Annotated in this window: 13 protein-coding genes; 5 read left to right on the forward strand and 8 right to left on the reverse strand. The window is 68.1% G+C overall.

Annotated elements, in window-relative coordinates; translation table 11 throughout:
* Nucleotides 1-29: 29 nt before the first annotated feature.
* The 5 genes from N536_RS0118985 to N536_RS0119005 form a co-directional block, all read right to left on the reverse strand.
* Nucleotides 30-1,934, reverse strand: a complete 1,905-nt coding sequence (locus N536_RS0118985; protein ID WP_029115056.1) for a penicillin-binding protein 2 — start codon at nt 1,932-1,934, stop codon at nt 30-32.
* Nucleotides 1,931-2,866 carry a hypothetical protein gene (locus N536_RS38875; RefSeq protein ID WP_369798449.1) on the reverse strand — a complete coding sequence of 312 codons (936 nt, stop codon included), beginning with the start codon at nt 2,864-2,866 and terminating at the stop codon, nt 1,931-1,933. The genes N536_RS0118985 and N536_RS38875 overlap by 4 nt, the downstream gene beginning before the upstream one ends.
* Entirely contained in the window at nt 2,866-4,005 is a 1,140-nt protein-coding gene (gene rsmH, locus N536_RS0118995; RefSeq protein ID WP_081809277.1) for a 16S rRNA (cytosine(1402)-N(4))-methyltransferase RsmH, read from the reverse strand. The genes N536_RS38875 and rsmH overlap by 1 nt, the downstream gene beginning before the upstream one ends.
* Complete coding sequence (mraZ, locus tag N536_RS0119000; protein ID WP_029115058.1) at nt 3,980-4,411, reverse strand: division/cell wall cluster transcriptional repressor MraZ; 432 nt, start codon at nt 4,409-4,411, stop codon at nt 3,980-3,982. The genes rsmH and mraZ overlap by 26 nt, the downstream gene beginning before the upstream one ends.
* 356 nt (nt 4,412-4,767) lie before the next feature.
* The gene (locus tag N536_RS0119005; protein ID WP_029115059.1) at nt 4,768-5,172 is read right to left on the reverse strand and encodes a DUF3040 domain-containing protein; all 405 of its coding nucleotides are present in this window, start codon (nt 5,170-5,172) and stop codon (nt 4,768-4,770) included.
* A 225-nt stretch (nt 5,173-5,397) separates the two neighbouring features.
* Here N536_RS0119005 and N536_RS0119010 point away from each other — a divergent pair, with 225 nt between their 5' ends.
* The 4 genes from N536_RS0119010 (at nt 5,398) to N536_RS38880 (ending at nt 9,425) form a co-directional block, all read left to right on the forward strand.
* Complete coding sequence (locus tag N536_RS0119010; protein ID WP_029115060.1) at nt 5,398-5,979, forward strand: N-acetyltransferase; 582 nt, start codon at nt 5,398-5,400, stop codon at nt 5,977-5,979.
* Between the two features lie 77 nt (nt 5,980-6,056).
* Nucleotides 6,057-6,713, forward strand: a complete 657-nt coding sequence (locus N536_RS0119015; protein ID WP_036436971.1) for a DUF3153 domain-containing protein — start codon at nt 6,057-6,059, stop codon at nt 6,711-6,713.
* Between the two features lie 88 nt (nt 6,714-6,801).
* Complete coding sequence (gene idsA2, locus N536_RS0119020) at nt 6,802-7,884, forward strand: bifunctional (2E,6E)-farnesyl/geranyl diphosphate synthase (protein WP_029115062.1); 1,083 nt, start codon at nt 6,802-6,804, stop codon at nt 7,882-7,884.
* 5 nt (nt 7,885-7,889) lie between these two features.
* Nucleotides 7,890-9,425 carry an alpha-(1->6)-mannopyranosyltransferase A gene (locus N536_RS38880; protein ID WP_051574616.1) on the forward strand — a complete coding sequence of 512 codons (1,536 nt, stop codon included), beginning with the start codon at nt 7,890-7,892 and terminating at the stop codon, nt 9,423-9,425.
* Here N536_RS38880 and N536_RS0119030 read toward each other — a convergent pair.
* The gene (locus N536_RS0119030) at nt 9,412-9,816 is read right to left on the reverse strand and encodes an Rv2175c family DNA-binding protein (RefSeq protein WP_029115063.1); all 405 of its coding nucleotides are present in this window, start codon (nt 9,814-9,816) and stop codon (nt 9,412-9,414) included. The genes N536_RS38880 and N536_RS0119030 overlap by 14 nt on opposite strands.
* A 92-nt stretch (nt 9,817-9,908) precedes the next feature.
* Here N536_RS0119030 and N536_RS0119035 point away from each other — a divergent pair, with 92 nt between their 5' ends.
* On the forward strand, nt 9,909-11,072 hold the full coding sequence (locus tag N536_RS0119035) for a protein kinase (protein ID WP_081809294.1): 1,164 nt from the start codon (nt 9,909-9,911) through the stop codon (nt 11,070-11,072).
* A gap of 1 nt (nt 11,073) precedes the next feature.
* Here N536_RS0119035 and N536_RS0119040 read toward each other — a convergent pair whose 3' ends face one another.
* Both N536_RS0119040 and N536_RS0119045 read right to left on the reverse strand, forming a co-directional pair.
* Nucleotides 11,074-12,462 carry a class II 3-deoxy-7-phosphoheptulonate synthase gene (locus N536_RS0119040; RefSeq protein ID WP_029115065.1) on the reverse strand — a complete coding sequence of 463 codons (1,389 nt, stop codon included), beginning with the start codon at nt 12,460-12,462 and terminating at the stop codon, nt 11,074-11,076.
* Between the two features lie 52 nt (nt 12,463-12,514).
* Complete coding sequence (locus N536_RS0119045) at nt 12,515-13,039, reverse strand: polyadenylate-specific 3'-exoribonuclease AS (protein WP_029115066.1); 525 nt, start codon at nt 13,037-13,039, stop codon at nt 12,515-12,517.
* Between the last annotated feature and the right edge of the window lie 2 nt (nt 13,040-13,041).

Here is a 13,041-nt window from a genome sequence, read left to right on the forward strand (position 1 = left end):
GTACCGGCCCGGTTACCGGCACCCTCCGGTCACGCTTGCAGGGTCAACGGCGGACCTGGATCCGGTGACAGCGGCACGTTCTTCCGCTGCAGCAGCCAGGCGTCGATGTTGTGGATGAGCGGCGCCGCCGTCGTGCCCGGTGACCCGTCGGCGGTGCGGTGCGGGTTGTCCATCATCACGCCGACGACGTAGCGGGGGTCGTCAGCGGGCGCCATGCTCGCGAACGTGATCCAGTAGACATCGTCGTAGTAGCAGCCACAGCCCGGGTTGATCTGCTGCGCCGTTCCCGTCTTGCCCGCGATCTGGTAGCCCTCGACGGCGGCTCCCGATCCGGTGCCCTGCTGGGTGCCCTGCGGATCCTTCTGGATCGTTGCCCTCAACATGTTGCGCACGGTCCTCGCCGATTCCGGCGAGACGACGCGCACAGCCTCCGGTCGAGGCTCGTCGACGCGGGTGCCATCGGCGGCGACGGTGGACTTGATGATGCGCGGCGGGATTCGCAGACCGTCGTTGGCGATGGCCTGGTACATCCCCGTCATCTGCAGCAGCGTCATCGAAAGGCCTTGTCCGATGGGCAAGTTGGCGAAGGAGCTACCCGACCACTGGTCGATGGGCGGCACCAGGCCAGCGCTCTCGCCCGGCAGACCGACGCCGGTGCGCTGCCCGAGGCCGAACTTGTCGGCCATGTCGGCCCAGCGCTCCGGGCCGACCCGCTGAGCGAGCATCAGCGTGCCGACGTTGGATGACTTCCCGAACACCCCGGTGGTGGTGTACGGCATGACGCCGTGCTCCCAGGCGTCGTGCACGGTGACGCCACCCATGTCGATGGCGCCGGGCACCTGCAACACCTCGTCGGGGTTCGTCAGGCCGAACTCGATGGCCGAGGCCGCGGTGATGATCTTGTTCACCGAACCCGGCTCGAACGGCGAGGACACCGAGAGGTTGCCGAGCTCGCGGTCTTCCTGCCTGCCGATGTCCTGCGCCGGGTCGAAGGTGTTGTCGTTGGCCATCGCCAGCACCTCGCCGGTCTTGGCGTCGAGCACGACGCCCGACACGTTCTTGGCGCCGGAAAGCACCCGGGCCTGCTGCACCTGCTGCTGGACGTAGAACTGGATGTCGTCATCGATGGTCAGCTGGATCGTCGACCCATCCACCGCGTCGTGCCGGTTGCGGTAACTGCCGGGGATCACCACGCCGTCGGAGCCGCGGTCATACGTGACGGAGCCGTCGGTGCCTGCCAGCTTGGCGTCGAGCGAATCCTCGAGGCCCAACAGACCGTGCCCGTCCCAGTCGATGCCGCCGACGATGTTGGCGGCCAGCGATCCACCGGGGTACTGGCGGATGTCCTGACGCTCAGCACCCACCTCGGGGTACTTCGTGGTGATCGCGTCGGAGATGGCGGGATCGACGGCGCGGGCCAGATAGACGAAGGAGTCCTTGCTCTTCAGCTTCTTGAGCACGGTCGCGGTGTTCGGCTTGTTGTTCAGCAGACCGGAGACGCCCGCGGCGATCTCGGCCAGCCGCTTGGCAGGGTCGGGTGCGTCGGGCTTCTTCGCCTTCGTCTCGGCCAGCTGCTGCTGGACCTTCGTCGGCTGGAACGTCAGTGCCCGAGCCTCGATGGTGAACGCCAGCTTGTCGTCGTTGCGGTCGACGATGCTGCCGCGCACCGCCTTCTCCACGTCGGTGACCTTGAGCTGACCCGCCGCTTCGGCACGCAGTCCCGCCGCCTTCGGTACCTGAAGGTTGAACAGCTGCGCCGCCGCGACCAACAGCAGCAGTGCGATGACGGCGTTGCCGACCCGGTGCCGGAACGTGAATGACGCACTGCGCGAACCGGTATCGGCCGCCGGCTCCCGGGTGCGCCTGGCCCGCGCCGAATGCGACTGGTCGTTCGACGGCTTCGGCGCCTTCGGCTTCTTGTCGGGACGGCTCATGCCGGAGGCTCCACGACCGGCGCTACGGGGACGTCCGCGCCAGGAGGCGGTCCTGGCAGCGGCGCGACCTCTGGCGAGGCGAGATGCGGCACCAGGGCCGGGTCCGCCGGAGCGGGCACGGCGAGTGGAGCCGGGGCGGGGGCGGCCAGCACCACGCCGGGCACGGGCACCTCGGGGTTGGGTGTCAACGCCGGCCTCGGCGGGAGGTGGACCGTCACTTCGCGGGGTTCGACGACGCGCGGCGCGGGCGCGGCGGGGGGCGCGGGCGGAGGCTCGTCGGCCAGTGGCGAGTTCAGCGGCGGCGGCGGAACCCCTTCGGCCGGTTTGGGTGTACCCACCACCATCCAATTGCCTGCCGGGTCCTGCACCAGGTGGGCGGTGTCCTTGGACGGGATCATGCCCAGGTTGCGTGCGGCCTCGGCGAGGGCCGGCGCGGCCTGCGCCTCGAGCACGTCGCGCTCCAGCGCCTCCTTCTGCTGAAGCAGAGCCTGGTTCGTTTCGCGGATGCTGCCCAACTGATACGAGCGCTCGGCGGCGTCGGTCGACAGCCACAGCGTGACGGCGAGTCCGAGCCCGAGGGCCCCGATCACCAGCACGACGAACGGCACCCTGGTGACGAACCTGCGCGGATCGAAATCGATGGACGCGAGTTTGACGAGCAGTCGCTCGCGTAGCGGCAGCCGAACGACCTTGGGCGCCTTGGCTTTACGCGCCTTGGCGCGGGCCTTGGCCTGCGCGGCGTTCTTGGGCCGAGCTGGCGCGCCGGTGACCCTGGGGATGGGGCTGGTCTGCGGCGCCGAGCGGCGCGGCCGTTGCTCGCGTGTCGAGCGCCGCTTGCGGGGCGGGGCTTCCTTCGCGCGTCGTGCGGCCGGCTCGCGGGTGGCGCGACGGCGATCGTCTCTGCTGCGTACCGGATCAGGTCGCTTGGCCATCACGGAACTTCCCTTCTGACAACCTTTTCCAGTGCTCGCAGCCGGACGGATGCGCTACGGGGATTGAGATCGAGCTCGGCGCCGCTTGCCTTCTCGGCGCCACGGGTCAGCGAAACGAAATCCGGTTCGTAGCCGGGCAATTCGACGGGAAGTCCGGACGGCGTGCGCGATGCGGTCGCGGCGGCGAACAGGCCCTTGACGATCTTGTCCTCCAAGGACTGATACGCCATGACCACGATGCGCCCGCCGGCGGGCAGTGCCGACATCGCGGCGGGAACCGCCTCGGCCAGCGAGTCGAGTTCGGCGTTGACGGCGGTGCGAAGGGCTTGGAAGGTGCGCTTGGCGGGATGGCCGCCGGTGCGGCGGGTGGCGGCGGGGATGGCGGCATACAGCAGTTCCACCAGCTCGCCGGTGGTGGCGAGCGGCTTGCTGGCGCGCTGGCGCACGATCCTGTCGGCGATCCGGGACGCGAAGCGCTCTTCCCCGAACTCCCGGAGCACACGCGTCAGCTCCCTCTTGTCATAGGTATTGAGGATCTCGGCGGCCGTCAACGGGGCGTCCGGATCCATCCGCATGTCCAGGGGCGCGTCCTTGGAGTAGGAGAAACCGCGCTCGGCCAGGTCCAACTGCATCGACGACACGCCGAGGTCGAACAGGACGCCGTCGACCGTGGCGTCGTCGCGGTCGGCCCAATAACCGTCGTACCGCGTGCGGACGAGCGTGACCCGGTCGCCGAACGGCGCCAGCCGCTCCCCCGCGATGCGAAGGGCATTGGGATCGCGGTCGAGCCCGACCAGCCGCAACCCGGGCAGATCGGTGAGGAATCGCTCGGCGTGGCCGCCGGCGCCGAGCGTGGCGTCGACGAGGACGGCACCGGCGCCCGTCACGTCGCGGCGGGTCAGTGCGGGGGTGAGGAGTTCGACGCAACGGTCGAGCAGTACCGGGACGTGTCCGTGATCGTCGGGCATGGGAGCACCTTCCTCCAGCACCCTGGACATCGCCCGTGCATCGAGGTCCCTGTCCGAGGTCGCGGACCTGGCGTTGGGGAAGTACGCCAGGGCCGGTTCGGGCAAGGGCCACGCTGCACGGGCTATGTCCCGGCCAGCCTCCGAATCAAATGATGTCGCGCAGAGTTTCATCGCTGGCCGCGGAGAAGTTCTCTTCGTGGGTCTCCTGGTAGTCCTGCCAGGCCTGGGCGTTCCAGATTTCCAGGTACTTGATCGACCCGATCACGACGCACTCCTTGGTGAGGTTTGCGTACCGGCGGTGATCGGCCGTCAAGGTGATGCGGCCTTGAGCGTCGGGATGTTGCTCGTCGGTTGCGGCGGCCAGGTTGCGCAGGAAGGCGCGGGCATCCGGGTTACTCCGAGACGCCTGCGTCAGCCGCTCGGCCAACGCCTCGAACTCGGCGCGTGGATAGACCGCGAGGCTGTGATCTTGACTCTTGGTGACCATCAACCCCCCTGCCAGCGCGTCGCGGAACTTGGCGGGCAGCGTGAGCCGCCCCTTGTCGTCGAGCTTGGGCGTGTAGGTGCCGAGGAACATCCCGACACCTCCCACCACTCGGGAGTCCCGAGTCGCTTCCGCCCTGCTGACGGAGCTCCGGTCGCTCCGTCGGACGCCACTTTACCCCACAATCCCCCACTTTGCTCCATCTGCTGGCAAAACTTGGGTCTCGTTCCCCACCGTCCACCACTGACTGGGATTTTCTGGGGCACATGGCAGCGCCTCAACCACCGGCCATGGCGCGAAACCGCAGTTAGACGCGGTCAGCGACGGTGGTGGGGCGAAGTGGGGCGTGGCATCTGCCGATGGGGGCTACTCCCGCGAATCCGGCGTGTCGCAGACACATAAAAAGGGGTAGCTCTCGCTCGAGAGCTACCCCTGAACCGACGTGACGATCACTCGTCGAAGCGGCGGCGGAACCTGTCTTCCATGCGGTTGGTGAACGAGCCGCCGGACCCCTTCGACTTCTTCTGGCGCGAGGCAGGAGAATCCGAGCCGGGAGCTTCCTTGCCGCCGGGCACCCGTGGCCCGGTGATGGCGTAGACCACGCCGCCGAACATCACGACGAAACCGACGATGCTGACGATGAGGAACGCGTGGTTCACGTTTGCGTAGAACGGGACGCCCGACACCAACAGCGCCAGGCCGATGACGAAGAGAACGCCGCCTTGCAGCCGGCGCCGAGCCGACGGAGCGCGCAGATTGCCGCCACGAACGCTGGACGCGAACTTGGGGTCCTCGGCATAGAGAGCGCTCTCGATCTGGTCGAGCATGCGCTGCTCATGATCGGAGAGTGGCATCCGTGCCTCCCTTTTGCCGCGGCCGTCACATCTGTTGAACATCAGGTATGCCCGAATGTACGGGCGCCTAACGCCAATGATACGAGGTCGATCTGACCCGTACCACCTTGTTCAGTGCTCGATTGTACGGCGTTGACCACACTGACCGAGCCAGCACGCCAATGACGGAACCGGGACCGGATAATGGCATCACTCCGCATTCCCCACCGCGAAGGACACCAAGGGTTGTCGACGTTTCTGATCGAGCTGTCGCAGGACGACATGGCGAAGCGCCTCGGCGACGCTCTGGGCGTCTACGTCGACGCGATGCGGTACCCCCGTGGGACCGAGGAACAGCGGGCGTCGATGTGGCTGGAACACACCCGAAGACGGGGCTGGAAGGCGGTGGCTGCCGTCGAAGCGCCCGACGCGAGCGCCGACTTGGCGACCGCACCCATGGTCGGAATCGCCTACGGCTACTGCGGTGCACCCGACCAGTGGTGGCAGCAACAGGTGGTCACGGGCCTGCAGCGCGGCGGAAGCGACAGCTCGCACATCGCCGAGCTGATGGGGAACTACTTCGAGCTCACCGAGCTGCACATTCAGCCAAGGGCGCAAGGCCGAGGACTGGGCGAAGCGCTCGCGCGACGCCTGCTCACCGGACGTCGGGAGTCACACGTACTGCTCTCCACACCGGAGATCAACGGCGAGTCCAATCGCGCGTGGCGGCTGTACCGCAGGCTCGGATTCACCGACGTGATCCGCGGCTACCACTTTGCGGGCGACCCGAGGCCGTTCGCCATTCTTGGCCGGTCACTGCCGCTTTAACGGTGCCGGTCTGGCACGATGACCGGGTGCCAGACCGCCGCAGCCGAACACGAGGCCGCACGCCACGCCGCAACCGGATGCTGGCGCTGTTCCTCTTGTTGCTGATCCTCCCGACGGCCGTCGGCTGCGTCCGGGTCCGGGCGTCGATCACGGTATCGCCGGACGACCGGGTGTCCGGCCAGATCATCGCGGCCGCCAAGGCGCATGACGACAGCGACAAGGGGCCGCAGCTCCTCAACACGCTGCCGTTCAGCAACAAGGTGGCGGTCTCGGAGTACTCGCGCGACGACTACGTCGGCTCGCAAGCCGTCTTCTCCGACCTCACCTTCGCCGAACTGCCCCAGCTAGCGAACATGAACCGCGACGCGGCAGGCGTCGACATCTCGCTGCGCCGAGCCGGTGACCTGGTGATCCTCGAGGGACGTGCCGACCTGACGTCCCTGAACGACCCGGAAGCCGACGTGTCGCTGAGCGTGTCCTTCCCCGGCGAGGTGACCTCGACCAACGGCGACCAGATCGCCTCCGACGTCGTCGAATGGAAGCTTCGCCCCGGCGTCGTGAGCACCATGAGCGCGCAGGCCCGCTACACCGACCCGAGTGCCCGGTCCTTCACCGGAGCGGCACTCTGGCTGGGCTTCGCGGCGTTCCTGGTGGCAGGCATCGTCGCGGGCGTCGCCTGGGTCAGTAGGGACCGCAGCCCGGTGCCTGCCGATCCGCGCGGGTCGACGGGCTGACCCAGCTCACCCTGGGTTGCCTCGAACGGCCTGCCAGGCTCTACTCTGAATGCACTCCCGGGGTACAGGAAAGGGGCGCCCGCTGAGCGTGGATGCAGCGGCACCGTCGGCCGTCGAGCTGGCGGGCGCCGTCACCGATCAATTGCGGGACTATCTCCGCGAGCGCCGAAGCGCTTGCGCCTACATAGGCGCCGATTACGCGGAGCTCACCGCCGCGCTCGAGGAGTTCGTGCTGCGCGGAGGCAAGCGGCTTCGGCCGGCGTTCGCGTACTGGGGGTGGCGCGCCGTCTCCGGCGACGACACGGCGAGTCCCGACATCCTGCGCCTGTTCTCCGCACTGGAACTGCTGCACGCGTGCGCGCTGGTGCACGACGACGTCATCGACGCATCGGCGACGCGGCGCGGCCTGCCCACCGTGCACCGGTTGTTCGCCGACCGTCACCGGGACCGGAACTGGCTCGGGTCGCCCGAGCAGTTCGGCCTGTCCGCGGCGATCCTGCTCGGCGATCTGTCGCTGGTGTGGGCCGACGACATCGTCGCCTCCGTCGATCTGCCGCTGGCCGCGCATCGCCGGGTGCAACGCGTCTGGGCGGACATTCGCACCGAGGTGCTCGGCGGGCAGTACCTCGACATCGCGGCCGAGGCCAGCGGCGCCGACACGGTGGCATCGGCGATGACCGTGAACACCTACAAGACCGCGTCGTACACGATCTCCCGACCGCTGCAGCTCGGCGCGGCCGCCGCGGCGGACCGTCCCGACGTGCAGGCGACGTTCCACGAACTCGGCACCGACCTCGGGGTGGCGTTCCAGCTGCGCGACGACGTCCTCGGGGTGTTCGGCGATCCCGCCGTGACCGGCAAGCCCTCCGGCGACGATCTGCGGTCGGGCAAGCGCACGGTGCTGCTCGCCGAGGCCATCGAACGTGCCGAGAAGAGCGATCCGGTAGCCGCGAAGCTGCTGCGCATCTCGGTCGGCGCCGAGTTGACCGACCAGCAGGTCCGCGAGCTGTGCCTGGTCATCGAGTCCGTCGGCGCGCTGGCTGCGGTGGAGGACCACATCGACCTGCTCACCCGTCGCGCGCTCGACGTGCTGAACGCGGCACCGATCGACGTGCACGCCAAGGCCGGCCTTGCCGAGCTCGCCAGACGGGCATCCAACCGGTCCGCCTGAGGAGCATGACTACCCCGACGTCGATGCGAGACCCGAGAACCGGGTTGGCATCCGGTATTTCGCGGCTGATGGCGTTCGCGACGTCTCCGGAGGCCCGTCCCGCCCTGCTCGGATTCCTTGGGGCCGTGCTGATTACGCTCGGTGGTCTCGGCGCGGGCAGCACGCGGCTGCACGACCCGCTACTGGAGTCGCTGCACCTGTCCTGGATGCGCTTCGGCCACGGCCTAGTGGTGTCGTCGGTACTGCTGTGGGGCGGTGTCGCGCTGATGCTGGTGTCGTGGCTGTGGCTGGGGCGGCGGGTGGTGGATGGAAGCGCCACCGAGTACACGATGATCGCGACGACGGGGTTCTGGCTAGCGCCGCTGCTGCTTTCGGTTCCGGTGTTCAGCCGCGACACCTACTCCTACCTGGCGCAGGGCGCCCTGCTGCGTGACGGGCTCGACCCGTACGTCGTTGGCCCGATCGACAATCCGAACTCGTTGCTGGACAACGTGAGTCCGATCTGGACCACGACCACCGCACCATATGGCCCGGCGTTCATCCTGGTCGCCAAGTTCGTCACGTTGGTGGTCGGCAACGACGTGGTCGCCGGGACGATGCTGCTTCGGCTGTGCATGTTGCCCGGCCTGGTGATGCTGATCTGGGCCGCCCCACGGGTTGCGCGTCACGTCGGCGCCAATGGCGCTGCCGCACTGTGGATCTGCGTCCTCAACCCGCTGGTGATCATCCATCTGATGGGCGGCGTGCACAACGAGATGCTCATGGTCGGGTTGATGATGGCGTCCATCGCGCTGACCTTCGCGGGCCGTCCCGTGTGGGGCGTCAGCCTGATCGCGATCGCCGTCGCGGTGAAGGCAACCGCAGGCATCGCCCTGCCGTTCATGGTGTGGGTGTGGATGCACCGGCTGCGGCAGCGCCGGAAGCTCGCCGCGGTTCCCGCGTTCGCGACGGCAACGGCCGCTTCGGTCGTCATCTTCGGCGTGGTGTTCGCCGTGCTGTCGTGGCTGGCGGGCGTCGGCCTCGGTTGGCTGACCGCACTCGCCGGTTCGGTCAAGATCGTCAACTGGTTGACCCTGCCCACGGCCGTGGCGAACCTGACCAACGCCATCGGCGGCCTGTTCCTGCCGGTGAACTTCTACGCCGTGCTCGACGTCACCCGCATCATCGGCATCGCCATCATCGCGATCTCACTCCCCTTGCTGTGGTGGCGGTTTCGCCACGACGACCGCGAGGCGCTCACCGGCATCGCCCTTGCGATGCTGATCGTGGTGCTGTTCGTGCCCGCGGCGCTGCCCTGGTACTACACCTGGCCCCTTGCCGTGGTGTCCGCGCTGGCGCAGAGCCGCTCCGCGATCGCGCTGATCGCCGGGTTCTCGACGTGGATCATGGTCATCTTCAAGCCCGACGGGTCACACGGCATGTACTCGTGGCTACACGTGTTGCTGGCCGCCAGTTGCGCTGCGGTGGCGTGGTATTCGCTCGCCAAGGCGCGCGAGGCGCCCGAGCACCCAGAGGATCAGCCCGCGGTCAGTACGCCATAGCCTGTGCGCGACGCACTACCTCGCGTGCCTGATGGCTACCCAGCGCGTCGACGGGACGCGCGTTGGGCTGCGGTTCGGTTGCCCCGTCGCGCTGGATCGACAGCGACGGATCCGGGGTGAACAGCCAACGCAGGATCTCGGTCGTGCCGTACCCGCCATCGTGCAGCACCACCAGCAGCCCGGGCAGGGGCTTGAGCACGCGTCCCGAATCGTCGAAGAAGGCCTTGGGCACCACGATGATGCCGTCGCGGCGTATCGCGATCAGATGTCGTTCACGCAGGTGCTGATGCACCTTGGTGACGGGGATGCCCAGCAGGGACGCCACTGCCGGAAGGTCGTAGACGGCTTCGTCGGGATCGAGAACGTCCTCGGCAGCCGGAATGTTGCTCACGCGTCCGAGTCTAAGATGCGAGCGTGTCGACCAGCCAGCGATCGGACCCGCTCATCGGGGCGGTTCTCGACGGTCGCTACCGGGTGGACGGGATGATCGCGACCGGCGGCATGTCCACCGTGTACCGCGGGCTCGACGTCCGGCTGGACCGGCCGGTCGCACTCAAGGTGATGGATTCCCGCTACGCCAACGACCAACAGTTCCTGACACGGTTCCAGCGCGAGGCCCGCGCCGTCGCCCGGCTCAAGGATCCCGGGCTGGTTTCGGTGTATGACCAGGGCTTCGACGCCCAGCACCCGTTCCTAGTGATGGAACTCGTCGAGGGCGGCACGCTGCGCGAGCTGCTGCACGAACGAGGCCCGATGCCTCCCCACGCCGTCGCCGCCGTGCTGGCGCCGGTGCTGAGCGGCCTGGCGGTGGCCCACCGCGCCGGCCTGGTGCACCGCGACGTGAAGCCCGAGAACGTGTTGATCTCCGATGACGGAGACGTCAAGATCGCCGACTTCGGTCTGGTCCGCGCGATCGCCGAGGCGAAGATCACGTCGACCAGCGTCATCCTTGGTACCGCCGCCTACCTTTCACCCGAGCAGGTGGGCACCGGCGACGCGGGCCCGCGCAGCGACGTCTATGCGGTCGGAGTGCTGGCCTACGAACTCCTCACGGGCGACACGCCGTTCAAGGGCGACACCGCATTGTCGGTGGCATACCAGCGGATGGACAACGACGTGCCTCCGCCGAGCGCCGCGATCGCGGGCATTCCAGCGCAATTCGACGAATTGGTGTTGTGCGCGACGGCGCGCAACCCGGCCGACCGGTACGCCGACGCGCAGGACATGGGCACCGAACTGGCCGCGATCGCCGAGGAACTCGGGCTGCCGCCCTTCCGGGTGCCCGCGCCACGCAACTCGGCGCTGCACGCCTCGGCCACCGCTCAACACGCCCCGGCGCCCACCGAAAGAAACACCGAACGAACCACCGAGGCCACGACCTCGAGAACCACGACCTCGAGAACCACGACATCGAGGACCGCCACCGTTCGCCCGCCGCAGCAGCACACTCGCGAATTCACCCGCGGCCCAGACGATTGGCCGTCGGACCCGGACCGGTTCGCAGGCATCGAGATCGATGAGTTCGAGTGGGCCAGGCAGCGCGCCAAGCGGATGTCGCTGTTCTGGATCGTGGCGATCCTGACCCTGGCCGGCCTCGTCGCCGCAGGCGCGTGGACGCTGGGCAGCAACTTGCAGGGACTGCTGTAGGTCAGTCCCGCAACATCTCGGCGACCAGGAACGCCAGCTCCAAGCTCTGCTGGGTGTTCAGTCGCGGGTCGCAGGCGGTCTCGTAGCGGCCCGCCAGGTCGGAATCCGAGATGTCCTGTGCCCCACCAAGACACTCGGTGACGTTCTCACCGGTGATCTCGACGTGGATGCCGCCGGGGTGGGTGCCCAGCGAGCGGTGCACCTCGAAGAAGCCCTGCACCTCGTCGACGATCCTGTCGAAGTGCCGCGTCTTGTAGCCGGTGGACGACTCGTGCGTGTTGCCGTGCATCGGGTCGCACTGCCAGATCACCTGATGACCGGACGCCTGGACCTTCTCGATGATCGGGGGCAGCACGTCGCGCACCTTGCCGTTGCCCATCCGGCTGACCAGGGTCAGACGCCCAGGCACGTTGTGCGGGTCGAGCCGTTCGACGTACTCCACGGCCAACTCGGGTGAGGTGGTCGGGCCGATCTTGACGCCGATCGGGTTGGCGATCACCTCGGCGAAAGCCACGTGGGCACCGTCGAGTTGACGGGTGCGCTCGCCGATCCAGACGTAGTGCGCCGACAGGTCGTAGAGCTTCGGTTCGCCCTCTGCCTCCACATCCATCCGCAGCATGGCGCGCTCGTAGTCGAGAACCAGCGCCTCGTGGCTGGCGTAGATCTCGGCGGTCTGCAGGTTGCGGTCGTCGACGCCGCAGGCGCTCATGAAGCGCAGCCCGCGATCGATCTCGCCGGCAAGCGCCTCGTAGCGCGCGCCCGCTGGCGAGGTGCGCACGAACTCCCGGTTCCAGTCGTGCACCTTCTGCAGCGACGCCATACCCGACGAGGTCAGAGCACGCACCAGGTTCATCGCCGCGCTGGCGTTGGCATAGGCGCGTACCAACCGGGACGGATCGTGTTCGCGCACCGCGGCATCCGGGGCGAAGCCGTTGACCATGTCGCCGCGGTAGGACCGCAGGCCCAGCGCATCGAGGTCCGCCGAGCGCGGTTTGGCGTACTGCCCGGCGATGCGGGCCACCTTCACCACGGGCACGCTGGCGCCGTAGGTCAGCACGACGGCCATCTGCAGCAGCGTGCGGATGTTGGCGCGGATGTGCGGTTCGGTGTTGTCGACGAAGGTCTCGGCGCAGTCACCGCCCTGCAGCAGGAATGCCTCGCCCCGCGCGACGTCGGCGAGCTGGGCCTTGAGCCGCTCGATCTCCGACGGCACGGTGACCGGCGGAACGCTCTCCAGCACGGTGCGCATCGCCTTGGCTTGGTCGGCCGGCCAGCTGGGCTGCTGCGCAGCTGGCTTGGCCAGCGCAGCGTCGAGCCTCATCCGCAGACCCTCGGGCAGCGGGGGCAGCGACGGGAGCTGGTCGATGGGTACGTCGACGGTCCAGTTCACCCGTCTATGGTAACTGGGCGAGACGACCGGTTTTACCAGGCATAGCCGCAGTTCAGGCGCGTGCGGCCCAGGCCCCGTCGTCGCCGTGTTCGTCGTGGCGGCCCTCCGTCATCAACTGAAACCGGCGCAGATTGTGCTGGGCGTCGACGAGCGCGTCGTGCGCATCGCGCGGCCGCGGCGGCATCCGTGGGGAGCCCCGCTCCTCCCAGAACTGGCGCAGTTCCCTGGTGAACCGCGGTATCGCAGGCGGCAGGTCGGTCATCGGGCCCCACAGCTGGCACAGCACCACATGGTCGTATGCGCCCACCCAGGCCCACAACTCGATCGGCTCGTCACCGTCGATGTCGAAGAAGTCCTCGAGGTCGGCGCGGATCTGCCGCCGAGACCGCCACAGTCGCGACGACGGCGACGGCAGCTTCGGCAGGACGTGCCTGCGCACCCACTGGCCCGCCCGCTCCGGATCGAATTCGGTTGAGATGGCGTAGTATTCGCGGCCGTCCTCGGCCGCGACGCCGATGGAGATCAGCTCGATCGTCCGCCCGTTGTCGATGAATTCGGTGTCGTAGAAGTAGCGCACGT

Source organism: Mycobacterium sp. URHB0044 (assembly GCF_000620625.1).
Classification (GTDB): Bacteria; Actinomycetota; Actinomycetes; order Mycobacteriales; family Mycobacteriaceae; genus Mycobacterium.